The sequence below is a fragment of the Pseudonocardia sp. TMWB2A genome, from assembly GCF_017312135.1.
Genome location: NZ_QKQY01000002.1, coordinates 3575898 through 3602169, shown reverse-complemented (window position 1 = coordinate 3602169; position 26272 = coordinate 3575898). Strand labels below are relative to the sequence as shown.

General features: G+C 74.5%; 25 protein-coding genes. 12 read left to right on the top strand and 13 right to left on the bottom strand.

Translation table 11 applies throughout. The features are described from left to right. Positions 1-18: 18 nt before the first annotated feature. From DMP17_RS31445 to DMP17_RS31435, 3 genes are read right to left on the bottom strand one after another with little or no spacing between them, the layout of a single operon-like run. Positions 19-2742, bottom strand: a complete 2724-nt coding sequence (locus DMP17_RS31445) for a molybdopterin-dependent oxidoreductase (RefSeq protein WP_337831434.1) — start codon at positions 2740-2742, stop codon at positions 19-21. After that, positions 2739-3545 (bottom strand): FAD binding domain-containing protein, encoded by an 807-nt coding sequence (locus DMP17_RS31440; protein WP_337831433.1) that lies wholly within the window; start codon positions 3543-3545, stop codon positions 2739-2741. Before DMP17_RS31440 ends, DMP17_RS31445 begins: the two co-directional genes overlap by 4 nt. A gap of 4 nt (positions 3546-3549) precedes the next feature. Continuing rightward, the gene (locus tag DMP17_RS31435; protein ID WP_337831432.1) at positions 3550-4926 is read right to left on the bottom strand and encodes an 8-oxoguanine deaminase; all 1377 of its coding nucleotides are present in this window, start codon (positions 4924-4926) and stop codon (positions 3550-3552) included. A gap of 92 nt (positions 4927-5018) precedes the next feature. On the opposite strand from DMP17_RS31435, the gene DMP17_RS31430 reads away from it, so the two are divergent. After that, positions 5019-6572 (top strand): PucR family transcriptional regulator, encoded by a 1554-nt coding sequence (locus tag DMP17_RS31430; protein WP_337831431.1) that lies wholly within the window; start codon positions 5019-5021, stop codon positions 6570-6572. A 7-nt stretch (positions 6573-6579) separates the two neighbouring features. On the opposite strand, the gene yidC is transcribed toward DMP17_RS31430, so the two are convergent. The 3 genes from yidC to DMP17_RS31415 all read right to left on the bottom strand — a co-directional run bounded on the left by yidC (position 6580) and on the right by DMP17_RS31415 (position 9932). After that, positions 6580-7479: a membrane protein insertase YidC gene (gene yidC, locus DMP17_RS31425; RefSeq protein WP_337831430.1), complete on the bottom strand. Its 900-nt coding sequence runs from the start codon at positions 7477-7479 to the stop codon at positions 6580-6582. Between the two features lie 97 nt (positions 7480-7576). After that, positions 7577-7915 (bottom strand): DUF6412 domain-containing protein, encoded by a 339-nt coding sequence (locus DMP17_RS31420; RefSeq protein ID WP_226356957.1) that lies wholly within the window; start codon positions 7913-7915, stop codon positions 7577-7579. Positions 7916-8006: 91 nt separating this feature from the next. Next, positions 8007-9932 carry a solute carrier family 23 protein gene (locus DMP17_RS31415; RefSeq protein WP_337831429.1) on the bottom strand — a complete coding sequence of 642 codons (1926 nt, stop codon included), beginning with the start codon at positions 9930-9932 and terminating at the stop codon, positions 8007-8009. 249 nt (positions 9933-10181) lie between these two features. Between DMP17_RS31415 and DMP17_RS31410 the strand changes: the two genes are divergently transcribed. The 6 genes from DMP17_RS31410 to DMP17_RS31385 are packed head-to-tail and all read left to right on the top strand — an operon-like array spanning position 10182 to position 14668. Then, positions 10182-10484, top strand: a complete 303-nt coding sequence (locus DMP17_RS31410; protein ID WP_020622559.1) for an urease subunit gamma — start codon at positions 10182-10184, stop codon at positions 10482-10484. Continuing rightward, positions 10481-10807, top strand: a complete 327-nt coding sequence (locus DMP17_RS31405; RefSeq protein WP_226356955.1) for an urease subunit beta — start codon at positions 10481-10483, stop codon at positions 10805-10807. Before DMP17_RS31410 ends, DMP17_RS31405 begins: the two co-directional genes overlap by 4 nt. Beyond that, complete coding sequence (locus DMP17_RS31400; RefSeq protein WP_337831428.1) at positions 10804-12519, top strand: urease subunit alpha; 1716 nt, start codon at positions 10804-10806, stop codon at positions 12517-12519. The genes DMP17_RS31405 and DMP17_RS31400 overlap by 4 nt, the downstream gene beginning before the upstream one ends. Further along, positions 12516-13199 carry an urease accessory protein UreF gene (locus DMP17_RS31395; RefSeq protein ID WP_337832760.1) on the top strand — a complete coding sequence of 228 codons (684 nt, stop codon included), beginning with the start codon at positions 12516-12518 and terminating at the stop codon, positions 13197-13199. The genes DMP17_RS31400 and DMP17_RS31395 overlap by 4 nt, the downstream gene beginning before the upstream one ends. Beyond that, positions 13189-13914, top strand: coding sequence for an urease accessory protein UreG (ureG, locus tag DMP17_RS31390; protein WP_337831427.1), 726 nt, complete (start codon positions 13189-13191; stop codon positions 13912-13914). Before DMP17_RS31395 ends, ureG begins: the two co-directional genes overlap by 11 nt. Position 13915: 1 nt before the next feature. Next, a complete protein-coding gene (locus DMP17_RS31385) occupies positions 13916-14668 on the top strand; it encodes an urease accessory protein UreD (protein WP_226356952.1) in 753 nt (250 codons plus the stop codon). 58 nt (positions 14669-14726) lie between these two features. On the opposite strand, the gene DMP17_RS31380 is transcribed toward DMP17_RS31385, so the two are convergent. Beyond that, on the bottom strand, positions 14727-16370 hold the full coding sequence (locus DMP17_RS31380) for a purine-cytosine permease family protein (RefSeq protein ID WP_226356951.1): 1644 nt from the start codon (positions 16368-16370) through the stop codon (positions 14727-14729). Positions 16371-16729: 359 nt separating this feature from the next. Here DMP17_RS31380 and uraD point away from each other — a divergent pair, with 359 nt between their 5' ends. The 4 genes from uraD to DMP17_RS31360 are packed head-to-tail and all read left to right on the top strand — an operon-like array spanning position 16730 to position 19962. After that, complete coding sequence (uraD, locus tag DMP17_RS31375) at positions 16730-17236, top strand: 2-oxo-4-hydroxy-4-carboxy-5-ureidoimidazoline decarboxylase (RefSeq protein ID WP_226356950.1); 507 nt, start codon at positions 16730-16732, stop codon at positions 17234-17236. Next, on the top strand, positions 17233-17538 hold the full coding sequence (locus tag DMP17_RS31370; protein ID WP_100877890.1) for a hydroxyisourate hydrolase: 306 nt from the start codon (positions 17233-17235) through the stop codon (positions 17536-17538). Before uraD ends, DMP17_RS31370 begins: the two co-directional genes overlap by 4 nt. A 2-nt stretch (positions 17539-17540) precedes the next feature. Next, the gene (gene pucL / locus DMP17_RS31365; RefSeq protein ID WP_337831426.1) at positions 17541-18455 is read left to right on the top strand and encodes a factor-independent urate hydroxylase; all 915 of its coding nucleotides are present in this window, start codon (positions 17541-17543) and stop codon (positions 18453-18455) included. A gap of 28 nt (positions 18456-18483) precedes the next feature. Further along, the gene (locus DMP17_RS31360) at positions 18484-19962 is read left to right on the top strand and encodes a nucleobase:cation symporter-2 family protein (protein ID WP_337831425.1); all 1479 of its coding nucleotides are present in this window, start codon (positions 18484-18486) and stop codon (positions 19960-19962) included. Between the two features lie 96 nt (positions 19963-20058). On the opposite strand, the gene DMP17_RS31355 is transcribed toward DMP17_RS31360, so the two are convergent. The 6 genes from DMP17_RS31355 to DMP17_RS31330 form a co-directional block, all read right to left on the bottom strand. Then, the gene (locus DMP17_RS31355) at positions 20059-20706 is read right to left on the bottom strand and encodes an endonuclease domain-containing protein (protein WP_337831424.1); all 648 of its coding nucleotides are present in this window, start codon (positions 20704-20706) and stop codon (positions 20059-20061) included. After that, positions 20703-20975 carry a type IV toxin-antitoxin system AbiEi family antitoxin domain-containing protein gene (locus tag DMP17_RS31350; RefSeq protein WP_337831423.1) on the bottom strand — a complete coding sequence of 91 codons (273 nt, stop codon included), beginning with the start codon at positions 20973-20975 and terminating at the stop codon, positions 20703-20705. Before DMP17_RS31350 ends, DMP17_RS31355 begins: the two co-directional genes overlap by 4 nt. A gap of 158 nt (positions 20976-21133) precedes the next feature. Next, the gene (locus DMP17_RS31345; protein WP_337831422.1) at positions 21134-21955 is read right to left on the bottom strand and encodes an IclR family transcriptional regulator; all 822 of its coding nucleotides are present in this window, start codon (positions 21953-21955) and stop codon (positions 21134-21136) included. Positions 21956-21964: 9 nt separating this feature from the next. Next, positions 21965-23374, bottom strand: a complete 1410-nt coding sequence (allB, locus tag DMP17_RS31340) for an allantoinase AllB (RefSeq protein ID WP_226356945.1) — start codon at positions 23372-23374, stop codon at positions 21965-21967. Beyond that, positions 23371-24105, bottom strand: a complete 735-nt coding sequence (locus tag DMP17_RS31335) for an aspartate/glutamate racemase family protein (protein WP_226356944.1) — start codon at positions 24103-24105, stop codon at positions 23371-23373. The genes allB and DMP17_RS31335 overlap by 4 nt, the downstream gene beginning before the upstream one ends. Further along, entirely contained in the window at positions 24105-25643 is a 1539-nt protein-coding gene (locus tag DMP17_RS31330; protein ID WP_255655331.1) for an NCS1 family nucleobase:cation symporter-1, read from the bottom strand. The genes DMP17_RS31335 and DMP17_RS31330 overlap by 1 nt, the downstream gene beginning before the upstream one ends. A gap of 225 nt (positions 25644-25868) precedes the next feature. On the opposite strand from DMP17_RS31330, the gene DMP17_RS31325 reads away from it, so the two are divergent. Continuing rightward, positions 25869-26261: an allophanate hydrolase-related protein gene (locus DMP17_RS31325; RefSeq protein WP_226356942.1), complete on the top strand. Its 393-nt coding sequence runs from the start codon at positions 25869-25871 to the stop codon at positions 26259-26261. Positions 26262-26272: the final 11 nt, after the last annotated feature.

The following is a 26272-nucleotide window of genomic DNA, read 5'->3' as shown; positions in this document are numbered from 1 at the left end:
GTCTCGGGACGCCGTGCCTCAGGGCGCCGTGCCGTCGGCCGCCAGCCGCCACACCCGGTCGCGGCTGAACGGCTGATGGTACGGCCGCACCCCCAGCGCCCGGCGGATCGCGTTCGCGACCGCGGGTGCCACCGGGTTGTAGGGAGCCTCGCTCATCGACTTCGCGCCGTAGGTGCCGAGCGCGTCGTGGGTGCGGGCGTAGCGCACCTCGGTATCCGGGACGTCGGCCATCTGCGGCACCCGGTAGGTGCGGAACACCGGGTTGAGGACCTCCCCGGACTCTCCCACGTACACCTCCTCGTAGAGCGCGCTGCCGAGTCCCATCGCGGCGCCGCCCTCGACCTGCCCGCGCAGCTGCTCGGGGTTCAGGACGGTGCCGGCGTCGACGGCCTGCACCGACCGCAGCACCCGGACCTCGCCGGTCGCGGTGTCCACCGCGGCGCGCACGCCGTGGCAGTTCGCGGTGATCGCCCGCGCGGTGCCGGGCTCCTCCCCCGTGGCCGCCAGCCCCGCGGGCGACGACGCGGCGGCCAGCACGTCGTCGAGCGTCCACTCGCCGCCGGGTGCCGTGACACCGGCCGCGTGCAGCTCCCCGCCGCCGGTGACGGTGAGGATCCGCTCCCGCAGCGCGGTCGCCGCGGCGTGCAGTGCCTTGCCCGCGACGGTGGTGCCCGCCGAGGCGAACGCCCCGGTGTCGTAGCCGCAGGCGTCGGTGTCGCCGTGGTGGGCGTCGACGCGGTCCGGGGTCGTACCGAGCACGGTGGCGACGACCTGGCGGTGCGTGGTCGTGGTGCCGTTGCCGAACTCGACGGTGCCGGCGCCGAGCCGGTAGCGCCCGCCGGGCAGCAGCGTCACCGTGGTGGTGGCGGCGTGCCCGAACGGGGCCATCGTCGTCATCATGCCCAGGGCGACGCCCTCGCCGACCCGCCACGTCGGGCCGTCGGGGACCGGGCCGCCGGTACCGTCGGCCAGGGCGTCCTGCACGAGGTCGAGGCACTGGTCCATGCCGTAGCTGGTCCAGTGCAGGTCGTGCTCGGGCTCGCCGTGGTGGGCGACGTGCAGCGGGTCCCCGGCCCGGACCATGTTGCGTCGCCGCAGGTCGAACGGGTCGACGTCCAGCGCGATCGCCAGCTCGTCCATCGCGGACTCGACGGCGAACATCACCTGGCCCAGGCCGTAGCCGCGGAACGCGCCGCTGGGCACGTTGTGGGTGTAGACGACCTCGGCGTCGAGGTGCTTGACGGGGCAGTTGTAGACGCTGACCGACTCGGCGACGGAGTGGAACAGCACCCCGCGGGAGTGGTTGCCGTAAGCGCCGGTGTCGGACAGGACGTCGAGCTTCATCGCGGTGAGGCGGCCCTCGTCGTCGGCGCCGAGGGTGACCGCGACCCGCATCGGGTGGCGCAGCGCGGTGCGGGTGAACTCCTCGGACCGGGTGAACTCGTGGACGACGGTGCGCCCGGTCCGCAGCACCGCGAGCCCGACGAGGTCCTCGGCGAACATCTCCTGCTTGCCGCCGAACCCGCCGCCGACCCGCGCGGTGTGCACCCGGACCCGGTCCGGGTCGAGGCCGAGCACCCGGGCGAGCTCGCCGCGGGTGAGGAACGGGACCTGGGTGCCCGCCCGCACGACGAGCCTGCCGTCGGCGTCGAGCGAGCCGATCGCGCCGTGGCACTCCAGCTGGGCGTGCGCGACGCGGCTGGTGCGCCAGGTGCCGGTGACGGTGTGCGCGGAGGCGCGCAGTGCGGCGTCGACGTCGCCGCCGTGCCCGCCGTGCAGGGCGAGCACGACGTTGCGTCCGGCGTCGTCGACGCGGTCGGCCGGGGTCCGGTCCGGGTGCACCAGCGGAGCGCCCGGCCGCCGGGCCGCCTCCGGGTCGAGCACGGCGGGCAGCACCTCGTAGTCGACGGCGATCAGCGCGCAGGCCGCCTCGGCCTGCGCCGGGGTCTCGGCGACGACGGCGGCGACCCGCTGCCCGACGTGGCGGACGACGTCGTCGAGCATCCGGGTGTCGTCGGGGTCGTCGGTGCGGTGCTCGTGCCGGGCGGTGGAGTAGCGCAGGTCCGGCACGTCGTGGTGGGTCAGCACCAGCGCGACGCCCGGCGCGGACTGCGCGGCGGTGGTGTCGATCGACCGGATGCGGGCGTGGGCGTGCGGGGAGCCGAGGATCCGCAGGTGCAGGGCCCCGGTGAGGTCGGTGTCGAAGGTGAACGGCTCGCTGCCGGTGACGATGCGCTCCGCGGCCGGGGGCCGTGCCGAGCAGCCGACGGTGCCGGCGGTCCCGCCCGGGGTGCGGGGGGTGCAGCCGCCACGGACGCCGGTCTCGATCGCCTCGCGGATGCTGCGGTAGCCGGTGCAGCGGCACAGGTTGCCCTTCATCCGCCGCGGCAGGTCGTCGAGGTCGTCGGGGGTGAGCGCGGTGGCGGTGACGATCTGGCCGGCCGTGCAGAACCCGCACTGGAACCCGAACTTCTCCACGAAAGCCTGCTGGACCGGGTGCAGCTCCCCGTCCGGCCCGGCCAGCCCGGCGACGGTGGTGACCCGCGCGCCGTCGAGGCGCTGGGCGGGGATCAGGCACGAGTGCACGGGCCGGTCGTCGAGCAGGACGGTGCAGGCGCCGCAGTCCCCGGCGTCGCACCCCTTCTTGACCTCCAGGTGCCCGTGCTCGCGCAGGAACGTGCGGGTGCACTGCCCCGGGGCGGGCTCCGCCTCCAGCTCGGTGTCGTTGACGTGCAGCTTCACGACAGCTCCTCCCGGATCTGTTCCAGCAGCACCGCGCTGACCCCGTGGCGCCAGTCCGCGGAACCGAGCGGGTCGGTGTACCAGCCGTCGACGGCGTCGACGTCGGCGCGCAGCCGGTCCGCGTCGGGCACGCCGGCCGGGTAGCGCAGGACGGTGGGCGCCTCGGTCGCGGCGGTGATCACGAACGTGGCGGCGCCGCCGTCGGGTGCGGTGTCGACCCGCCCGGTGAGCACGGCGCCGGAGCGGCCGAGCTCGGCGAGTGCGATCTTGCGGAAGGCAGTGCGGGCGCGGAGTGCGGCGCCGGGCAGCTCGACCGCGCGCAGGACCTCGCCGGGGCGCAGCGCGGTGGTGCCGTTGCCGGTGACGAGCGACGCGACCGGGACGCGGTGCTCCTCGCCGTCGGGGGTCCAGACGACGGCGAGCCCGTCGAGCGTCGCGGCGAGCGCGACCATCCCGGCGGCGGCGTAGGCGCGGCACACGTTCCCGCCGACGGTCGCGGTGTGCCAGATCTTCCACGACGCGAGCAGGGCGTGCGCGCACTGGGCGAACAGCGGGGTCCCGGTGCGCTCGCCGTGCGCGGCGAGGTCGGCGATCGGGCAGGTCGCGGCCACCGACAGGCCGCCGCCGGGCAGGTCGGACAGCGGCTCCCAGCCCATCGTGGTGAGGTCGACCAGGCCGGTGACGCCGGGCTGCGGCTCGGAGAACAGCCACGTCCCGCCGGCGAGGATCCGCTCCCCCGGCGCCAGCGCCAGGTCGGCGCGCTCGCGGGCGCGCCGGAACCCGGTGACGGTGTGCAGGTCCATCCGCTCACCCGGCCTTGGCCACGAGGTCGCGGTGCACGGCGGCGCACTCGGCGGCGACGGCGTCGGTGTCGACGGTGAGCACGGTGTCCCGTTCGACGACCGGGCGGCCGTGCACGAGCAGCAGCTCCAGCGGCGGCGGGGTGCCCAGGACGAGGGCGGCGACCGGGTCGGCGACGTCGCGGTGCCGGAACCCGTCGAGCCGCCACAGGGCGAGGTCGGCGAGCTTGCCGGTCTCGATCGACCCGATCTCGTCCTCGCGACCGAGCACCCGGGCGCCGCCGAGCGTGCCGAGCTCCAGGGCCTCGCGCACCGACAGGGCACGGGGGCCGCCCGCGGCGCGGGCGAACAGGACGGCGTGCTTGACGTCCTCCAGCAGGTGGGTGCCCTCGTTGGAGGCGGCGCCGTCGACACCGATCCCGACCCGGGCGCCCGCGTCGACGAGGTCGCGGACCCGCGCGATGCCCGCGCCGAGACGACCGTTGGAGGTGGGGCAGTGCGCGACGCCGGTGCCGGTGGCGCCGATGGTCTTCACGGCGTCGTCGTCGAGGTGCACGGTGTGGGCGAACCACACGTCGGGCCCGGTCCAGCCCAGGTCGGCGACGTACTCGGTGGGAGTGGCGCCGAAGCGCTCCCGGCAGTACGCCTCCTCGTCGTCGGTCTCGGCGAGGTGGGTGTGCAGCCGCACCCCGAGCTCGCGGGCCAGCGTCGCGGACTCGCGCATCAGCTCCGGCGTCACCGAGAACGGCGAGCACGGGGCCAGCGCGATCCGCAGCATCGACCCCGGCGACGGGTCGTGCCAGCGGGCGACGGCGTCGGCGGACGCGGCGAGGATCTCGTCGCGGTCGGAGACGACGTGGTCCGGCGGCAGCCCGCCCGCGCTGCGCCCGAGGTCCATCGAGCCGCGGGTCGGGTGGAACCTCAGCCCCACCTGCTGCGCGGCACGGATCTCGGCGCCGAGCACGTCACCGCCCTCGCGGGGGAAGACGTAGTGGTGGTCGGTGGTGGTGCTGCAGCCCGACAGCGCGAGCGCGGACAGCGCGCCGGTGGCGCCGGTGTGCACGGCGTGCTCGTCGATGCCCGCCCACACCGGGTACAGCGTGGTCAGCCACTCGAACAGCGTGTGGTCGACGGCGAGCCCGCGGGTCACCCACTGGTAGAGGTGGTGGTGGGTGTTGACCAGGCCCGGGGTGAGCAGGCAGCCGCGGGCGTCGACCCGGCGGTCGTAGGACCCCGCCGGGGCGGGACCGGACCCGACCTCCGCGATCCGTTCCCCCTCGACGACGACGTGCCCCCAGGGGAGCTCCTCCCCGGTGACGGTGACGACGTGGGCACCCTCGATGGCGATCCGGTGTGCGGTCCGGCCGGCGCTCGGCTGCTGCATGGACCCAGTGCACCGCGCGCCGGTCACCGGGAGAAGGCACCGCCGTGACGAATCGGGGTCCCCCGCGGCGCACCGAGTTGTAGGTTCCTCCCATGCTGCTCTCGGAGCTCGTCGCACGTCCGGAGCTGCGGCTGCGGGTCCTGCACGGCTCGGCGGCCGACCTGGACCGGTCCGTGCGCTGGGTGTACCCGACCGACCTGCCCGACCCGTCGCGCTACCTGGGCGGCGGTGAGCTGGTCGTGTCCGGCCTGGTGTGGCGGCGGACGCCCGCGGACTCGGAGCGGTTCGTCGCGGCGGTCGCGCGGTCCGGGGCGGCGGCGCTGGTGGCCGGGGAGGCCGTGTTCGGCGACATCCCGGCCGACGTCGTCGACGCCTGCCGACGCCACGACCTCGTGCTGGTCGCGGTGCCGGTGGACGTGTCGTTCGGCGCGGTGACCGAGGCGGTGATCGGGGCGCTGTCCGCGGCCCGCGGGGACCGGCTCGCCCACACCCTGGGCCGGCACCGGCGGCTGCTCGCCGCGTTCGCCGGCGGCGCGGAGCTGGCCGACCTGGCCGGGTCGGTGTCGGCGGGCACCGGCCTGGTCTGCCGGGTGCTGACCGCAGCGGGCGGGCTGCTCGCCGGGCCGGGCCTGCCCGACGCCGAGCGGGACGCCGTCGTCGCCGGGTTCCTGACCGCGGGCCGGCTGCCGGTGACCGTCCCGGCCGGCCCGGCGGGTGCGGCGCACCTGGTGGTGCCCGCGGCACCGGGGACCGCCCGGGCCACCGGTTGGCTGGTCGCGGCCCAGCTGCCGCCGGGCGTGCAGCAGGCGGGTACCGACGCCGTCGACGCCGTCGGGGAGCTGGCCGCGATCGCCGCGCTGGACCGGTCCCGGCGCCGTGAGGGTGCGGCGGTGGCCCGCCCGATCGCCGACGACGCGCTGGCCCGGATCGCCGCCGACACCGGCGACCGCCCCGAGACCCGGGTGCGGCTGCGCCAGGCCGGGGTCGAGCCGGACGGGACCCTCGCCGTGGTCGTGCTGCGCGCCTCGGGCGTCGCGGACCCGGCCGACACCGCGCACACCGTGCTGCTCGACGCGCTGGTCGGCACCGGCCCGGCCGCGATCGGGGTGCAGGGCGGCGACGCGGTCGCCGTCGTCGCGGTGCCCGGGGCCCGGGACGCCCCGGACCCGGTGGAGCAGGTGCTGGCCGCGGTGCACCGGCTCGGGCCGGGCCTGGCCGGCGGCCGGCTCTCGGCCGGGGTGTCGCGGCCGTCGGCGGCGGACGCGCTGTCCGGTGCGCTCGCCGAGGCCGGGCACGCCGCGGGGCTGGCGGCGGCCCGGTCCGGTCCGGTGACCTCGGTGCGGGCCGGGGAGATCACCTCGCACGTGGCGCTGCTGGCCGGGGTCCCCGACGACGTGCGGCGCGGCTTCGCCGCCCAGGTCCTCGGCCCGGTGCTCGACCACGACGCGCGGTCGGGCACCGGGCTGCTGGAGACCCTGGAGGTCTTCCTCGACGAGTCCGGGTCGTGGAACCGGACCGCGGCCCGGCTGCACCTGCACGTCAACACCGTCCGGTACCGGATCGGCCGGGTGGCGGAGCTGACCGGGCGCGACCCGTCGTCGTTCGCCGACCGCGTCGACCTCTACCTGGCGCTGCGCTCGCGCTGACGGCAGCTCAGCGGCGGGCACCGGCGGGGCGGCGGCGCACCGGCTTGGCCCCCGGCCGTGGCGCCCGGCTGCGTTCCGGGGCCGGCGGGGCGACGACGACCGGTGGCCTGCGGTCGAGCAGCCGGGTGAGCACGAGCTGCTGGACCAGGGTCGCGACGCTGCCGGTCATCCAGTAGAGCAGCAGCGCGACCGGCGCCGGGTAGAGCAGCCCGCCGGCGAGGACGCCGACCGGTGCGATCCAGGGCAGGGTCGCGAGGACCCGGGCGACGCCCTGCGGCGCGGCACCCGGGTCGACCCGGGCGTAGCGCATGCTGAGGTGGGTGCAGACCGCGGCGAGCACGGTCAGCACGACCACCACGACGGCGACCGCCGCCCCGTCCACGGGCGTCCCCCCGAACGCGGCGAGCTGCTCGGCGGGCATCCGCAGCCACGCCGACAGCGGCGCCCCGAACAGCCGGGCCTGCAGGAACGAGGCGACCTGGTCGGGCGGGAAGGCGTAGTTGGCGATCGCGGCGTTCTGCTCGAAGGTCAGGCCGGGCCGGTTGAACGAGCGCAGCACGTGCAGCAGCGCGACGAACACCGGGATCTGCAGGAAGACCACCCCGAGCCCGGCGACCGGCGACGAGCCGTGCGTGCGGTGCAGCGCGGCGGTCGCCTCGGCCAGGGCCCGGGCGTCGCCGCGGTGGCGTTCGCGGAGCCGGGCGACCTGCGGGGCCAGTGCGCGGCCGATCCGGGCGGCCCGCATCCGGGTCCAGGCCGAGCGCACCAGCAGCGCCCGGACGGTGAGCACGAGGAACACCACGGACAGCGCCCAGGACAGCCCGGTGGCGGGTCCGAACAGGGCGCCGAACAGCTCGTGCCACAAGCGCATGACGAAGGAGACGGGGTAGTACAGGAAGTCGAGCACGGATCACTCCAGGGACGTCCGAGGGGCGGGACGGGTCCCGGAGCAGGGACGACGACGGTCCGGTGCGCACCGCGCACCGGCCGGCGGACCGCGCGCGTCAGGCGGCCGCGACGGTGCCGGGGACCTGCTCCGGGCGGAGCGCTCCCGGGGCGCGGGGCCGGGCACGGCCGGCCGCGTCGGGGTCGGTCTGGCGGACGGTCCCGGCCCGGGTCCGGGCCCGGCGGGCCTCGCGGACCGGGGTGGTCGCGGCGGTGGCGACAAGGTGGATCGCGCCGAGCTCGCGGTGCCCCGCCCAGGCGAGGACGGCGAGCGCGACGACGGCGCCGACGAGACCGGTGTCGACGTCGGCGGGCAGCAGGACCGGGGCGAGCAGGAGCAGCGACGCGACCAGCAGGGCCGCCCCCGCCCGCGCGCGCCGTCCGATCGCCAGGTCCACGCCGCCACCGTACCGGCCCGGAACGACCGCGACGGCCGGCGCGGACGTCCCGCGCCGGCCGGACGGCCCGGTCGGTGGCCCGGCCGGACGCTCAGCCGGACACGAGGTCGTCGAAGCGGTGCCCGGCGACGGTCGCGACGGCGACGAGCGCGGCCGCGTGCTCCTGCGCCGGCGGGTGGGTGAGCCGGCGTCGCGCGGTCGCGAGCAGGGCGCCGCGGTCCCCGGCGTCGCGCAGGCACACGATCAGTGGGAAGCCGAACCGCTCCCGGTAGGCCGCGGCGAGCCGGCCGAGCTCGGCGCGGTCGTCGCCGTCGAGCAGGGCCAGACCGGCCCGGTCGCGCAGTGCCGCCGCGCCGGCGCCCGTGGTCGCGGTGCCCCCGTCGCGGTCGGGCGCCGGGGCGGCGGAGCCGGTGCCCACCAGACCGCCCAGATCGGGGTAGTGGCCCATCAGCGCCCGCTGCTCCTCGGGCGGCGCGGCGAACAGCTCGTCCTGCACCGCGGCGCGCAGCGCCGTGGCGTCGGTGAAGGGGCCGCGGGCGTGCACCCGCCCGGGCACCGCGGTCGGTCCCTCGAACAGCCGCCCGAGGACCGCGGCGAACTCACCGGCGTCGGCGGCGGCGAGCCGGTCGAAGGTCACGGTGTCCCCGCCGGCCGTCGCGGGGGCGGCGCCGCGGCGGCGCCCGGTGTGGAAGAACAGCAGGTTGAGCCCGATCGCGACGACGCTGCCCGCGGTGATCCCGGAGCCGAGCACGATGCCCGCCCACTCCGGCAGGGCCTGCGCCACGTCCGGCTGCACGGTCACGAACAACGCCACCCCGAGCCCGGACCCGACCACGACGACGTTGCGGTGGTCGCGGAAGTCGACCCGCGACAGCGTCTGGATCCCGACGACGGCGACGGTCGCGAACATCGCCAGCGCCGCCCCGCCCAGCACCGGGTGCGGCACCGCCGCGACCAGCGCCCCGGCCTTCGGCACCAGCCCGATGAGGATCATGAAGCCGCCCGCGGCGGCGACCACCCAGCGGCTGGAGACCCGGGTGAGCCGGACGAGGCCGACGTTCTCGGCGAAGCAGGTGTAGGGGAAGGAGTTGAGGACCCCGCCCAGGGTGGTGGCGACGCCGTCGGCGCGCAGGGCGCGGGCGACGTCGTCCGCGCCCACCTTCCGGTCGACGATCTCGCCGGTCGCGATCACGTCGCCGGTCGTCTCGACCGCGGTGATCATCATGACGACGATCATCGACAGGATCGCGGCGATCGAGAACTGCGGCCAGCCGAAGTGGAACGGCGTGGTCACCCCGACCCAGTCCGACTCCCCCACCGCGGACAGGTCGACCAGCCCGAACGGCACCGCGGCGAGTGTCCCGAGCACGAGCCCGGCGAGCACCGCGACGGTGGCGAGGAAGCCGCGGAACAGCCGCTGGATCAGCACGATCACCGCGAGCGTCCCGAGGGCGAGCCCGAGGTAGAGCGGGTTGCCGGGGTCGGGGGCGTTCGCGCCGCCGACGGCGTCGGTCGCGGCGACCGGCAGCAGCGCCAGCCCGATCACGGTGATCACCGTGCCGGTGACGACCGGCGGGAAGAACCGCAGCAGCCGCGCGACGTAGGGCGCGGCGAGGAAGGTGACCAGCCCGGCGACGATCACCGCGCCGTAGATGGTGGTGAGCCCGGCGGTGCCACCACCCGCGGCGAGCCCGATCGCGATCATCGGCGAGACCGCGGTGAACGTGACGCCCTGCAGCAGCGGCAGCCGCACCCCGATCCGGCCGATCCCGACAGACTGCAGGATCGAGGCGATGCCGCAGGTGAACAGGTCGGCGTTGATCAGGTGGATGAGCTGGCGCTCGTCGAGACCGATGGCGTTGGCGAGCAGGATCGGCACGACGACGGCGCCGGCGTAGAACGCCAGCACGTGCTGCATGCCGTAGACGGCGAGCCGCCCGGCGGGCGGCACCCGGTCGACCGGGTGGACGGGACGGGCGGGATCGGTGGTTCGGCTGGTGGATCGGCGCAGGCGCATCGGTGACCTCGATGGGAGCCGGAGGGTGTGACTGGGCAGGGCGCGCTGAGGGGGCCGGATTGCGACCTGCATCACCATGCGCCCGGGCCGGGACCGCCCGGCACCGCCGTCCCCGACGAACCCCGGGCCGCTCGTCGCGGGGCTTTCGTAGGTTCCGACAGTCGACCCGGACATCGGGCCCCCGTCGGGACACCGTTCGGAACCTCCCGGCAATCCCGTCGCAACCCGGGACCGGAGACAATGCGGGGCATGCACCTCAGCCCGAGCGAGCGCGACAAGCTCCTCGTCCACGTCGCCGCCGACGTCGCCCGCAGGCGTCGGGAGCGGGGTCTGCGGATGAACTACCCGGAGTCGGTCGCGCTGATCACCGAGCACGTCCTGGAGGGCGCCCGCGACGGCCGCACCGTCAGCGAGCTGATGAGCAGCGGCCGGGAGGTCCTGACCCGCGACGACGTCCTCGACGGCGTCCCGGAGATGCTCGACTCGGTGCAGGTCGAGGCCACCTTCCCGGACGGCACGAAGCTCGTCACCGTCCACGGGCCGATCGCGTGACCCCCGGCGAGATCCTCGTCGGCACCGAGCCGGTCGAGCTGCACCCCGGCCGCCCCCGGCTGACGCTCACCGTGGTCAACGCCGCGGACCGCCCGGTGCAGGTCGGGTCGCACTACCACTTCGCCGCCGCGAACCCCGGCCTGTCCTTCGACCGCGACGCCGCGTGGGGGCACCGGCTCGACGTCCCCGCCGGGACGTCGGTGCGGTTCGAGCCCGGGGTGGAGCGCGAGGTGACGCTGGTGCCGATCGCCGGGGCGCGCCGGGTCCCCGGCCTGCGTCCGGAACGGGCCGGCGCCCTCGACGAGCGGAGCTACGAGCAGTGAGCATCGACCGCGCGCGCTACGCCGACCTCTACGGCCCGACCGTCGGGGACCGGATCCGGCTCGCCGACACGAACCTGCTGATCGAGGTCACCGAGGACCGCTCGCGCGGCCCGGCGTCCGGCGACGAGGTCATGTTCGGCGGCGGCAAGGTGATCCGGGAGTCGATGGGTCAGGCGGCCGTCCTGGCCGCGGACTGCCCGGACCTGGTGATCACCGGCGCCGTCGTGCTCGACCACTGGGGCGTGGTGAAGGCCGACGTCGGGGTGAAGGACGGCCGCATCGTCGGTATCGGCAAGGCCGGGAACCCGGACACCATGGACGGGGTCGACCCGGCGCTGGTGATCGGGCCCGGGACCGAGGTGCTGTCGGGCAACGGGCGCATCCTCACCGCCGGCGCGATCGACGCGCACGTGCACCTCATCTGCCCGCAGCTGGTCGAGACCGCGCTCGCCTCCGGGGTCACCACGCTGTTCGGCGGCGGCACCGGCCCGGTCGACGGGTCCAAGGCCACGACCGTGACGCCCGGCCCGTGGAACATCTCCCGGATGCTGCAGGCGATGGACCACCAGCCGGTGAACCTCCTGCTGATGGGCAAGGGCAACACCACCTCGGCCGGGGCGCTGCACGAGCAGCTGCGCGCCGGGGCGGGCGGGTTCAAGCTGCACGAGGACTGGGGCACCACCCCGTCGGCGATCGACGCCTGTCTGCGGGTGTGCGAGGAGACCGGCGTGCAGGCCGCGATCCACACCGACACCCTCAACGAGGCCGGGTTCCTGCAGTCCACCCTGGCCGCGATCGACGGCCGCTCGATCAACGCCTTCCACACCGAGGGCGCGGGCGGCGGGCACGCCCCGGACATCATCGAGGTCGTCGGCACCTCGCACGTGCTGCCGTCGTCGACGAACCCGACCCGTCCGCACACCGTCAACACCCTCGACGAGCACCTCGACATGCTCATGGTGTGCCACCACCTGAACCCGTCGGTGCCCGAGGACCTGGCCTTCGCCGAGTCCCGGATCCGCCCGACGACGATCGCCGCCGAGGACGTGCTGCACGACCTGGGCGCGATCTCGATGATGAGCTCGGACTCCCAGGCGATGGGCCGCATCGGCGAGGTCGTCATCCGGACCTGGCAGACCGCACACGTCATGAAGGCCGCCCGCGGGCCGCTGCCCGGTGACTCCGACCGCGCCGACAACCTGCGCGCCCGGCGCTACGTCGCGAAGTACACGATCAACCCGGCGCTGGCGCACGGTGCCGCCGACCACGTCGGCTCGGTGGAGGTCGGGAAGCTCGCCGACCTGGTGCTGTGGGAGCCGAAGTTCTTCGGGGTGCGCCCCGAGGTCGTGCTCAAGGGCGGGTTCGCCGTGTGGGCGCAGATGGGCGACGCGAACGCCTCCATCCCGACCCCGGGCCCGGTCTACGGGCGGCCCATGTTCGGCTACGCCCACATCCCCGCGGCGCTGGGATCGCTGACGTTCATGGCCCCCTCGGCGCTGGCCGACGGCGTCCCCGACCGGCTCGGCCTGGCGACGCCCGCGGTGCCGGTGGCCGACACCCGCTCGGTGCGCAAGGCCGGGATGCTGCTCAACGACGCCACCCCGGACGTGCGGGTCGACCCGGACTCGTTCACCGTGACGATCGACGGGGACGTCGTCGAGCCCGCCCCGGTCGCCGAGCTGCCGATGGCGCAGCGGTACTTCCTGTTCTGATGCTCGCCTCGCTCGTCCTGTCCGACGCCCGGTTCCCCGGCGGCGGGCACGTGCACTCCGGTGGCCTGGAGGAGGCCGCCGAGCGCGGCCTGGTCGGCGACGTCGCCTCGCTGCACGCGTTCCTGCGGGGGCGGCTGCGCACCGCGGGCCGGGTCGCCGCCTGCGCCGCCGCGGCGGCCGCGCAGCTCGCCGTCGACGGTGGGGGCGACGGGTGGGCGGCCCTGGACGCCGCGCTCGACGCCCGCACCCCCTCGGCGGCGCAGCGGGAGGCGTCCCGGGCCCAGGGCCGGGCGTCGCTGCGGGCGGTGCGGGCGGCGTGGCCGTCGCCGGTGCTGGGCGCGCTGCTCTCCGCCCACCCCCGCCCGCACCACCCGCTGCTGACCGGGGCGGTGGTCGGCGGCACCGGGGAGCCGCCGTCGGCCGCGGCCCGCTGCGTCGCCTACCTGGCCGTCTCCGGACCGGCGTCGGCGGCGGTGCGGCTGCTCGGGCTGGACCCGTTCGCCGTGAACGCCGCGATCGTCGCGCTCGGCGACGACCTGGCCGCCGTCGTCGACGAGGCCGCCGCCATGGCGGACGGCCCGCCCGAGGACCTCCCGGCGCCCGGTGCGCCGGTGCTCGACCTCATGGCCGAGTCCCACGTCCACCACCACCGCGAGAGGGTGCGTCTGTTTGCCTCCTGAACCCACCGGCACCGGTCACGGGCACGGTCACGTGATCAGCTTCGACCCGACCGTCGCCGACCACGACCACCACGCACCCGCCCCGACCGGCGGCCGCGCCGTGCGCATCGGCATCGGCGGCCCGGTCGGCTCGGGCAAGACCGCCCTGGTCGCGGCGCTGGCCCGCAGCCTCGCCGGGCGGGTGCGCCTGGCCGTGGTCACCAACGACATCTACACCACCGAGGACGCGGACTTCCTGCGCCGCAACGCCGTCCTGCCCCCGGAGCGGGTCGAGGCGGTGCAGACGGGCTGCTGCCCGCACACCGCGATCCGCGACGACATCACCGCCAACCTGGACGCGATCGACCTCCTCGAGGAGCGGTTCTCCGGTGACGAGGCCCTGGAGCTGGTCCTCGTCGAGTCCGGCGGGGACAACCTCACCGCGGTGTTCTCGCGGGGGCTGGTGGACCGGCAGATCTTCGTCGTCGACGTCGCGGGCGGGGACAAGGTGCCCCGCAAGGGCGGCCCTGGCGTCACCACCGCCGACCTGCTGGTGATCAACAAGACCGACCTGGCGCCGCTGGTCGGCGCCGACCTCACCGTGATGACCGGGGACGCCGCACGGATCCGCGGGGAGCTGCCGGTGATCGCGCAGTCGCTGGTCGAGGACCCGGGCGCCGCGCGGGTCGGGGCGTGGGTGTGCGAGCAGGTCGCCGCGGTCCGGGCGACGGTCTGAGGTGCGGGCCTGCGCGCAGCTGGGCGTCGTGGCGCGGGAGGGCCGCACGGTCGTGACGGCGCTGCGGGCGCAGGCCCCGCTCGCGCTGGTGCCGCGGCGCGGGGTGGCCGGCGCGGCGTGCCCCGAGGCCGTCGTGCACCTGGTGGGGTCGGCGTCGACCCCGCTGGCCGGCGACGACGTCGAGCTCACCGTCACCGTCGGGCCCGGCGCCCACCTGGTGCTGACCGGCGTCGCCGCCGCCGTCGCGCTGCCCGGGGCGGGACGTCCGAGCCGCACCGTGCTGCGCGCCACCGTCGCCGACGGCGGGTCGCTGACCTACCGCCCCGAGCCGACGGTGGTCACCGCCCGCGCCGACCACGAGACCGTGTTGGACGTGCGGCTGGCCCCGACGGCGACGCTGCACGCCCGTGACGTGCTCGTCGCCGGGCGGACCGGCGAGCGGGCCGGCCGCTACCGGGGCACCGTCCGGGTCACCGAGGACGGCCGCCCACTGCTGGTGCAGACCCAGGAGATCGGCGACCCGCTGCTCGACGCCTCCCCCGCCCACCTGGCCGGGCACCGGGTGCTGGGCACCGAGGTCGTGATCGGCCCCGGCGGCGAGCCGGTGTCCCCGGCCTGCGGGGAGGGCTGGAGCCTGTCGCCCCTGGCCGTGCGCGGGATGCTCGCGACGGCCGTCGGCCACGACGCGGTCACCGCCGCCCGGCGGCTGGCCGGGGCGGTCGCCGCGGCGGCCTCGCACCCCGTCGGACCATGATCGGCACCGGTGAGGGGATCGGTGCCGGATCCGGCACCGATCCCCTCGCCGGTCGTGATCACCCCTGGGCCGGGAGCACGTGCTCCCGCGCCCGGTCGGTGCTCAGGCACAGCGAGCAGACGTGCGCGTCGTGGGCGGTGCAGGCCGTCATGTCCGGGCGCTCCAGGTCCTGGCCGCACACGTGGCAGCCGAGCACGGCGTCCGAGGGGTTGCCGTGCTCGTCGAACATCGGCAGGTCGATGCCGTCGTCCGGGCGGCGCAGGTAGTACCGGCCCTTCGTGGCGACCGCGATCACCGGCGGCAGGACGACGCCGAGCACGATCGCGACCAGCGGCGAGAACGGCGCGAGCGCCTCCCCCAGCAGCCCGAAGAACGCCGCGATCGACAGCCCGCCCGCCAGGACGACCGATCCGAACCCGACCGGGTTGACCGCGTGGAGCATCCCGCGGCGGAACTCGGGGACCTTCGGCGAGATCCCCAGCAGGTACTTGTTCACGACGATGTCGGTGGCGACGACGACGATCCACGCGATGCCCATGTTGGCGTAGAACCCGAGGATCGTGTTGAGGAAGTCGAACATGTTCGCCTCCATCAGCACCAGCGCGATCACCAGGTTGACGCCGAGGAACACCAGCCGGCCGGGGTAGGTCCCGGTGATCCGGGTGAAGGAGTTCGTCCAAGCCAGCGAGCCGGAGTAGGCGTTCGTGACGTTGATCTTGATCTGGCTGATGACGACCAGCACGACGGCCAGGGTGATCGCCAGCCAGCCCGGCATCAGGTCGGAGTAGATCGACAGGAACTGGTGCACCGGCTCGTTGGCGACGGTCGCGCCGTCGGCGACGTTCGCGATCAGGTACACCGCCAGGAACAGCCCGACGACCTGCTTCGCGGCGCCGAACAGCACCCAGCCCGGCCCGGCGAGCAGGGTCGCGGCCCACCAGCGGCGCGCGTTCTCCGGCGTCTTCGGCGGCATGAACCGCAGGTAGTCGATCTGTTCGGCGATCTGGGCGATCAGCGACAGGCAGACCCCGGCGGCGAGCATGACCGAGCCGAGGCTCGGCGCGCCCCGGCCGTCCTCGCCCTGGTAGGCCAGGAAGGTCGAGACCGAGTCCGGGTGCGCGACCAGCAGGTAGCCGAACGGCAGCACCATCAGGACCAGCCACAGCGGCGTCGTCCACACCTGCAGGGTCGACAGCAGCGACATCCCGTACACGACCAGCGGGAAGATGATCACCGTGGAGACGGCGTAGCCGGCCCAGAGCGGGACGCCGAGGCCCAGCTGCAGGCCCTGGGCCATGATCGAGCCCTCGAGGGCGAAGAAGATGAAGGTGAACGTCGCGAAGATGACGTTGGTCAGGATCGAGCCGTAGTAGCCGAAGCCGCTGCCGCGGGTGATCAGGTCCAGGTCGAGGTTGTAGCGGGCCGCGTAGTACGCCAGCGGCAGCCCGGTCGCGATGACGACCAGCGCGAACACCGCGATGCCCCAGAGCGCGTTCGTCGTGCCGTAGGCGATGCCGATGTTGGCGCCGATCGCGAAGTCCGCGAGGTAGGCGATGCCGCCCAGCGCGGTCACCCCGACCACGCCGGGCGACCAGCGGCGGTAGCTGCGCGGCGCGAACCGCAGCGTGTAGTCCTCCAGCGTCTCGCGCGCGGCCCCGGCCTCCGACGCCGCCGGTGCCGGCCGGTTCATCTCCTGTGTCATCCGATGCCCCCACGGTGGCCGGGTCGGTGGGACCACCGATGAGGAATGCTGCGTTCCGCAACGACGGCGCCGGTTGCCCGCGGGTCACGACTGCGTGACGCCGGAACCACGCACACCGGACACAACCGGCGTCGGATGACGATCTCCTTGCGCGGCGGGACGAGTACGTGACGAACCGGCCGGGTCCGGTGTCCCCCGGCGCCGTGTCCCGCAGCCTGGTCGGCCGGACCCCGCCGCGGACGGAGCCGCTCGACGGAGTGACCCTTGACACCTCCCCGTCGCGAAACCAACACTGATGACACTTCGGAACCACGATTCCGCATCGTGAAACTCACGGAACGAGCACGGAAGCAGGACCCATGCCGGACGACCTGACCCTCGACCGACTCAACACCGCCCCGCCCGACGAGCTGCGCCCGGCCCTGCGTGCCTGCGCCACCTCGCCGGTGTGGGCGGACCGGATGCTGGCCGGGCGCCCGTACGGCAGCGTCGACGACGCCGTCGCCGCGGCGGAGAAGGCGGTCCTCGCCCTGGACAGCGCCGAGATCGACGCCGCGCTGGCCGGGCACCCCCGGATCGGCGAGCGACCCGGCGGCGCCCACGCCGACGGCGCCGCGTTCTCCCGTTCCGAGCAGTCCGGTGTGGACAGCGGCGCGGACACCGCCGCCCGGCTCGCCGCCGGCAACGCCGCCTACGAGCAGCGCTTCGGCCACGTGTTCCTGATCCGGGCCGCCGGCCGCGACGCCGGTCAGATCCTCGCGGAGCTGGAGCGCAGGCTGGGCAACGACCCGGCCGCCGAGCGCGCCGAGGCCGCCGGGCAGCTGGCCGAGATCACCGCGCTGCGGATGCGGCAGGTGCTGGCATGAGCAGCTTCTCCACCCACGTCCTCGACGCCGCGGCGGGCCGCCCGGCCACCGGCGTCCCGGTCACCCTGACCGGCGCCGACGGGACCGTGCTGGCGTCGGGCACCACCGACGACGACGGCCGCTGGCGCGCCCCGGAGTCCGCCGCGCTCACCGCGGGGGTGCTGCACCGGATCACGTTCACGACGCCGAGCCCGTTCTTCCCGGAGGTGTCGATCGCGTTCCGCCCGGAGCGCACCGACCGCCACCACCACGTCCCGCTGCTGCTGTCGCCCTACTCCTACTCCACCTATCTCGGGAGCTGATCATGTCCGTCTCGGTCCACCTCGGCGACAACAAGTACGGGAAGGCGGAGGTCCGCGTGGTGCGGGTCGTGCGCGACACCGCCCGGCACGAGATCACCGATCTCAACGTGACCAGCCAGCTGCGCGGCGCCGCGCTCGAGAGCAGCTACCTGACCGGCGACAACTCCAAGGTCGTCGCCACCGACACCCAGAAGAACGTGGTGTACGCCTTCGCGTCCGAGCACGGCATCACCTCACCCGAGGAGTTCCTGCTGCTGCTCGGCGACCACTTCACCGGCGAGTTCGACTGGATCACCGGCGGGCTCTGGCAGGCCGAGCAGTACGAGTGGGAGCGGATCGTCGTCGACGGCGCCGGGCACGACCACTCGTTCGTCCGGAAGGGCCGGGCCACCCGGCTGGCGACGGTGCAGAAGACCGGCGGGGCCACCCACGTCACCGCCGGGCTGAAGGACCTCACCGTGCTGAAGTCCACCGGCAGCGAGTTCCACGGCTTCCCGCGCGACCGGTACACGACCCTCGTCGAGACCGACGACCGCATCCTCGCCACCTCGGTCACCGCGCGCTGGCGCTACCTGCCCGACGCTGTCGCCGCCGGGATCGACTTCAACGGCGCCTACGACGCGATCGGCGCGGCGATGCTGTCGGCGTTCGCCACCACCCACTCGCTCGCGCTGCAGCAGTCGCTCTACGAGATGGGCCGGGCCGCGATCGAGGCCTGCGACGGCGTCGCCGAGATCCGGTTCGCGATGCCCAACAAGCACCACTTCCTGTCCGACCTGTCGCCGTTCGGGCTCAAGAACCCGAACGAGGTGTTCCACGCCGCGGACCGCCCCTACGGCCTGATCGAGGGCACCGTCGTCCGCGACGGCGTGACCCCGGCGCCGGAGGCGTGGACCGACATGCCGTCCTCCGTCTGACCCGCCACTCCCACCGAGGGGATCCGCCATGAGCACGGAACAGGCACCACGTCCGGAGGACGAACGGCTCGGGATCGGGCCGACGGTCGGCTACGGCGTCCAGCACATCCTCGCGATGTTCGGCGGCGTGATCGCGGTACCGATCATCATCGGCGGCGCGGCCGGGCTCACCCCCGCGCAGAGCGCCGTGCTCGTCGCCTCCGGGCTGTTCGTCAGCGGGCTCGCCACCCTGCTGCAGACCCTCGGCCTGCCGTTCTTCGGGTCGCAGCTGCCGCTGGTGCAGGGCACCTCGTTCGCCTCGGTGTCGACGATGATCGCGATCGTCGGCGACGACGGCACCGACGGCCTGCGCACCGTCTACGGCGCGGTGATCGTCGCGGCCGCGGTCGGGCTGCTGATCACCCCGTTCTTCGCCCGGGTGGTACGGCTGTTCCCGCCGGTGGTGACCGGGTCGATCATCACCGTGATCGGGCTGTCGCTGATGCCGGTGGCGACCGGCTGGATCACCGGCCGGGAGACCGTCACCGTGGGCGGGGCGACGGTGCCCAACCCCGAGTTCGCCGCGCTGCCCTCGATCGCGTTGGCCGGGTTCACGTTCCTGGTGGTGGTCGTCGCCGGGAAGATCGCGGTGCTGTCGCGGCTGTCGGTGCTGCTCGGACTGCTGGTCGGGACCGTCGTCGCGCTGGTGGCCGGGCTGAGCGACTTCTCCGGCGTCGGCGGGGCGAGCGTCGCGGCGCTGCCCGCGCCGTTCGCGTTCGGCACCCCGCTGTTCACGGTCGGGGCGACCGTCTCGATGGTCATCGTGGTCCTGGTGATCATGGTGGAGACCACCGCCGACATCCTCGCGGTCGGCGAGGTCGTCGAGACCCGGGTGGACGCCCGCCGGGTCGGCGACGGGCTGCGCGCCGACATGGCCGCCTCGGTGGTCGCGCCGGTGTTCAACTCCTTCCCGGCGACGGCGTTCGCCCAGAACGTCGGGCTCGTCGCGCTGACCGGCATCCGGAGCCGGTTCGCCGTCGCCGCCGGGGGGCTCCTCCTGCTCGTGCTGGGGCTCTCGCCGATGGCGTCCGCGGTGTTCTCGGCGATCCCGCAGCCGGTGCTCGGCGGGGCGGGCATCGTGCTGTTCGGCACGGTCGCCGCCAGCGGCATCCGGACGCTCGCCGCCGTCGAGTACCGCGGGACCAACAACATGGTGATCGTCGCGGCGTCGGTGGCGTTCGGCCTGGTCCCGGTGGTGTCGCCGGACTTCTGGGCGAACTTCCCGGACTGGTTCGCGACGATCTTCCACTCCGGCATCAGCTCGGCGGCGATCGTCGCGGTGCTGCTCAACCTGTTCTTCAACGTGTTCGCCCCCGGGCGGCCGTCGGCGCCGTCGGTCGTCGCGGCGGGCCCGCCGGTGCTGGTGCAGACCGGGGAGATCCGGATCCTGGCCTCGGGCGAGGTGCTGGGCCCGGAGTCCTACGAGCCGGTCACGGCGAAGCCGGGCACTCAGGTCAGGGAGGACTGAGCGCCGCCGCATGATCGTCGTTCCGGAAGGGTCCGGTGCCGTCCGTGGCACGGGTCCCTTCCGGGACGACGATCACCGCTGCCGGTCCGGGGCCGGTCACGCCGCGGCGGCCAGGACCTCACGGACACGGCGCACGACGAGCTCCGGGGCCCCGGTCAGGTCCGCCCAGGTGAACCGCAGCAGGACCCACCCCGCGGCGCCGAGCGCGTTGCCCTTGCGCCGGTCGGCGGCGAAGCGCTCGGCGTCCACGTGCCAGGCCCAGCCGTCGACCTCGATCGCCAGCCTGCGCTCGGGGAACGCCAGGTCCACGGTCCACGGGCCGAACCGGTGGCCGTGCACCCACCCGGTCACACCCGCGTCCCGGAGCAACCGCATCATCCGGCGCTCGGCCACCGAGTCGGCGCGGTCGGCGCACGCGACGAGGAGCTCCCCCATCCCCCGGTTCCCCCGGGCACCCATGTGGCGGCAGTAGGCCGCGTGCAGCTCGGCGAAGCCGACGTGACGTTGCAGCGCGCGGTCGAGGAACCGTGGTCCCGCGACCGGGGCGGTCTCGAGCACGGTGCGCGCCGGCGTCGTCACCGCGACGCCGTGCAGCACCGTCCGGTCGGCCGGGTCCAGGACCCGCCTGCGCAGCGTCACCCCGGGGACCGGGACCCGGTGCATCGTGCGCGGGACCGTGAACCCGACCGCGCCGGGCGGCTCGTCGAGCATCCGGTGCCAGAACGCGGCGGCGGGTCCGCTCAACGTCGCCCGCGGACCGCCCAGAGCGCCGCCGCCCTGACCCTGCTCTCGTGTCCCGGCCGATGGCCGGCGACCAGGTAGACCCCGGGGTGCACCACGCACCACGTTCCGGTCGACACCCGGCGGGCGACGGTGCGTCCCGACATCCCGCAGGCGAGGGCCTGGGCCCGGCTGATGACACCGGCCTGCCGGACCAGCAACGCGGCCACCGCTCCGGTCGCGCCGGAGGGACCGGCGGAGGGGGCGTCGTGGCCGTCGGGGCTCCCGGTCATCGCCGGAGCATCCGGCCGCGGCGGCCCGGCCGGGCCCGTTCGCTCCGTTCCGGTGGCGATCGCGAACCGCGTCCCCGTGGTGATCGAGGACTCGGAAGGGATCGGTGCCGGCAGTGGCACCGATCCCCTCCGGATCTCCGATCATGGTCGGGCCGGCCTCAGGCCCCCGCGGTGTCCTGCCGGGCCAGCTCGGCCACCAGCGCGTCGGCCACGGACTGCAGCTTCGGCACGGCGGAGTCGAGGAGTGCGTCGGTCATCCGGGTCGTCGGGCCGGAGATGGACACGGCGGCGGGCAGCGGCCCGTCGAGCGCGACGGCGACGCACCGCACCCCCAGCTCCTGCTCGCCCTCGTCGACGGCGTACCCGGCGGCACGGACCTTGTCGAGCTCGGCGAAGTACTCCTCGGGCGAGGTGATCGTGTTGTCGGTGTGCCGCACGAAGTCGGTGTGCCGCAGCACCTCCCGCGCCCGCTCGACCGGCATCCGGGACAGCAGCGCCTTCCCGACGGCGGTGCAGTGCGGCGACACCCGTCGTCCGACCTCGGTGAACATCCGCATCGAGTGCCGGCCGGGCTCCTGGGCGACGTAGACGACCTGGTTCCCCTCCAGCAGCGCCAGGTTGGCGCTCTCCCCCAGGTCGTCGACCAGGCCGGCGAGCCGCGGGCGAGCCCACATGCCCACCAGGCGTCCCGCGGTGTCGCCGAGGCGCACCAGGCGGGGGCCGAGGGCGTACTCGCGCGAGGACTGCTGGCGGACGTAGCCGCGCCCGGCCAGGGTCCGGACGAGCCGGTGGATGGTCGGCAGCGGGAGCCCGGAGGTGGCCGCGAGGTGGGACAGGCTGACCGTGCCGCCCGCGTCGGCCATCGCCTCCAGCAGGTCCACGGCGCGCTCCACGGACTGCACGGTGCCCGAGCGGGCCGGTGCGGACGCGGTGACGTCCGCACCGGCGTCGACACGGCTGTCGGGATCGTTCTTCCGCATGACGGAAGTCTAGCCCTGCTCGGGCGGTGCGGCCGGGACCTCGGGGCCGTCCGGGGCGCCGGGTGCACCCGTCACCCGCTCCACCGAGCCGCGGCGCAGCAGCCTGCCGTGCGGCTCACCGGAGACGTCGACGTCGCGGCCGCCCAGGACGGTGCGCCGGACCACGCCGGACAGCGACCGGCCGGCGTAGGCGCTCACCTTGTTCTTGTGGTGCAGCCGGTCCGGGTCGACGACGTAGGCGGCGTCGGGGGCGAAGACGGCGAGGTCGGCGTCGTAGCCCAGTGCGATCCGGCCCTTGGAGCGCAGCCCGACCAGGTCGGCGGGCTTCGACGCCATCCACTGCACCACCTGCGCGAGCCCGATGCCGCGCCGGCGGGCCTCGCTCCACACCAGCGACAGCCCCAGCTGCAGCGACGACACCCCGCCCCAGGCGAGCCCGAAGTCCCCGGAGTCGAGCAGCTTCAGCTCGGCGGTGCTGGGCGAGTGGTCACTCACGATGCAGTCGATCGTCCCGTCGAGCAGCCCCTCCCACAGCAGCTCCCGGTTCGACGCCTCGCGGATCGGGGGGCAGCACTTGTGCGTGGTGGCGCCGTCGGGGATCTCCTCGGCGAACAGCGTGAGGTAGTGCGGGCAGGTCTCGGCGGTGATCCGGACGCCGTCGCGCCGCGCGGTGGCGATCATCGGGAGCGCGTCGGAGGAGGACACGTGCAGCACGTGCGCGCGCGCCCCGGTCCAGCGGGCCCGCTCGATGACCTCGGCGATCGCCAGGTTCTCCGCGCCGCGCGGGCGCGAGCGCAGGAAGGTGTCGTACTTCGCGCCGTGCGGGGTGGGGGCCTTCTCGATGGCCCGGGAGTCCTCGGCGTGCACGATCATGACGGCGTCGAAGGTGGCCAGCTCGGCCATGTCGCGTTCCATCTCGTCGGCGTCGAGCGGCGGGAACTCGTCGACGCCGGAGTGCAGCAGGAAGCACTTGAACCCGAAGACGCCCTCGTCGTGCAAACCACGCAGGTCGCCGAGGTTGCCGGGCACCGCGCCGCCCCAGAACCCGACGTCGACGAACGCCTGGTGCTCGGCGACCTTCCGCTTCACCTCCAGCGCCGCGACGTCGACGGTCGGCGGGATCGAGTTCAGCGGCATGTCGACGATCGTGGTGACCCCGCCCGCCGCGGCGGCCCGGGTCGCCGAGGCGAAGCCCTCCCACTCGGTGCGGCCGGGCTCGTTGACGTGCACGTGGGTGTCGACGAGGCCGGGCAGCAGCACCTCGTCGTCGGCGAGGTCGATCACCCGGGCCCCGTCGAGGCCGTTGCCGAGCGGCTCGATGGCGACGATCCGCCCGCCGGTCACGCCGATCTCGCGGGGCTGCTCGCCCGCCGTGGTCATGATCCGCTTCCCGCGGACCACCAGGTCGTAGCTGGTCATGACATCTCCAGGGGGAATCCGGTGATCTTCTTGGTACGGGGTGCCGCGTAGGTGCGGCTCGTCGAGGTGGTCAGGCCGAGCCGGACCAGCGACTCGGCGACGGTGACCGCGGCCTGCACCCCGTCGACGACAGGCACCCCGGTCTCGGCGCGGACCTTCGCGTCCAGCCCGGCCATGCCGCCGCAGCCGAGGCAGATCACCTCGGCGTGGTCCTGCTCGACCGCGACCCGGGCCTGCTCGACGATCGCGGCGACCGCGCGGTCCGGGTCCTGCTCCAGCTCCAGCACCGCGAGCCCGGAGGCGCGCACCGAGGCGCAGCGCCGGTCCAGCCCGGCCAGCAGCAGGCGGTCCTCGATCAGCGGGACGGTGCGGTCCAGGGTGGTCACCACCGAGTAGCGGTGGCCGAGGTACATCGCGGTGGTCGCGGCGGCCTCGGTGATGTCGACGACGGGCACGTCGAGCATCTCCTGGAGGCCCTCGCGGCCGTGCTCGCCGTAGCCGGCCTGGATCACCGCGTCGAACCGCTCGCCGGAGGCGGCGTAGCGCGCGACGGCGTCGGCGACCCCGACCGCGGCCAGGTAGCTCTCCAGGTTGCCCTCGACCGACTCGGCGCCGAACCGGGGCGTCAGCCCGACGATCTCGGTGCCCGGTGCCGCGACGGCGCGGGCGGAGGCGGCGATGGCCTCGGTCACCGACCCGGTGGTGTTGACGTTGACGACGACGATGCGCATCAGTGCCCCCCGGTCGGTGCGACGGCCAGCGACTCCCCGGAGACCGCGCGGTACTCCCGTCCGCGCGGGGCGACGAGCACGGTCAGCAGCGCCGCGATCCCGGCGCCGAGGAACCAGCTGAACGGCGCGACCGGCTCCAGCGCGGGGACGAACCCGACGGCGACGGCGACCACCGCGGACGGCACGAACACCGCGACCGCGCGCCGGTTGACCCCGCCGCGGTAGTGGTAGGCGCCGGTGCTCGCCTCGGTGTAGAGCGCGGGGACGTCGATGCGTCCGCGCCGGACCAGCCAGTAGTCGGCCATCACGATCCCGAACAGCGGGCCGAGCAGCGCGCCGAGCACACCCAGGAAGTAGGTGATCACCACCGGGGAGTCGTACAGGTTCCAGGGCAGGATGATCAGCCCGATCAGCGCGCTCACCACCCCGGCCCGGCGGAAGTCGAGCACCCGCGGGAACAGGTTCGACAGGGCGTAGCAGGGGGCCACGAAGTTCGCCATCAGGTTGACCGCGATCGTCAGGATCAGCAGCGCGGCGGAGGCGACCAGCAGCAGCGGGGTGTTGGGGATGGTGTTGACGACGTCGGCCGGGCTGGAGATCACCTGGCCGCCGATCCGCAGCTGGCCGCCCGCCAGCACCACGACGACGACACCGAAGAACAGCGTGTTCGGCAGGATCCCCCAGAAGCTGCCGCGCCGGACCGCGCCGGTGGACACCGCGCCGCGGGTGAAGTCGCAGAAGTTGAGGACGAAGGTGCCGTAGATCGCCGTCCACAGCGACGCCCCGGCGAGGATCTGCACCCACATCGCCCCGCCGGTCAGCGGCTCGGGCACCGACAGCGCGATGTCGCCACCGGTCTGCCACAGCACCCAGCCCGCGAGCACCGCGAGGGTCACCAGCACGATCGGGCCGGCGACGGCCTCGTAGCGGCGGATGCCGTCCATGCCGCGCAGCAGGATCGCCACCTGCACGACCCACAGGACGACGAAGCAGATCCAGCCCAGCACCGACAGCCCCAGGAACGACACCTGTTCCAGCGCACCGGCCGAGGGAGCCACGGCCAGGACCATCACGACGAGCACCCGGGTGGCGAGGTAGGTCTGGATGCCGAACCAGGCGATCGCGACCGCGCCGCGCACCAGGGCCGGGAGCTGGGCGCCGCGCACGCCGAAGGAGATCCGGCTCATCACCGGGAACGGCAGGCCCGTCCGGTAGCCCATGTACCCGGCGACGGTGAGCAGCACGAACAGCACCAGCGCACCGATGCCGAGCGAGACCAGGATCTGCCAGGCGCCGAGGCCGAGCGCGAACAGGCCGAGCGCGAAGCCGTAGTTGCCCAGGCTGTGCACGTCGACGGCCCACAGGGTGAAGATGTTGTAGGCCTTCCACGACCGTCCCTCGACGGTGGTCGGCGCGAGGTCGCGGTTGTAGAGCCGGGGGCTCGGTGCGTCCGCCCCGTCCTGCGTGACGGGCACGGCGGCCACCCGCTCACCGGTCGGGGCTGCTGCGGATCGGTCGCTCGTTCCGGGTCCCGTCATCGGGGCCACCTCGGTTCCCACGTCGTGGCGCGTCCAACGTAACGCGCTGATTTCCGCGATGTGAAACGAATCTCTTACCTGGCGGAATCAAGCTATGGCGCCGGTCACGCAAGCGTCAAGGGGTCGCCGCCGACGACGATGCTTGACAGCCCCCGGATGCCGTGGTCCGATTCACACCGCACAACGGAATCACTTTTCCGCATTGCGGAATGATTGGAGGCTCCGGTGACTGCCCTCTTCTGTTCCGGTGACGCGATGCGCGGCGGCCGGCTCCACCACAACGTGTCCGCCCACCCGTTCCTGGGCGGGGTCCGCACCGCTCCGCACTACCGCATGTACTCGGTACGCGACCAGTTCCCGGCCCTGCTGGAGGACCCGTCGGGCGGCGTGGCGCTGGCCGGGGAGATCTACGACGTCCCGCTCTCGGCGATCCGCACCGACTTCCTGCCCGACGAGCCGCCGGAGCTCGAGCTCACCGTCATCGAGCTCGACGACGGCCGCGACGTCCTCGCCGTCGGGCTGCGGCCCGGCGTGCTGGAGCGCCAGCGCGACGAGCTCACCGACATCACCACCCACGGCGGGTGGCGGGCCTACCGGGGACTGCCCGAGCCCGCCTGAGGACCGAGGAG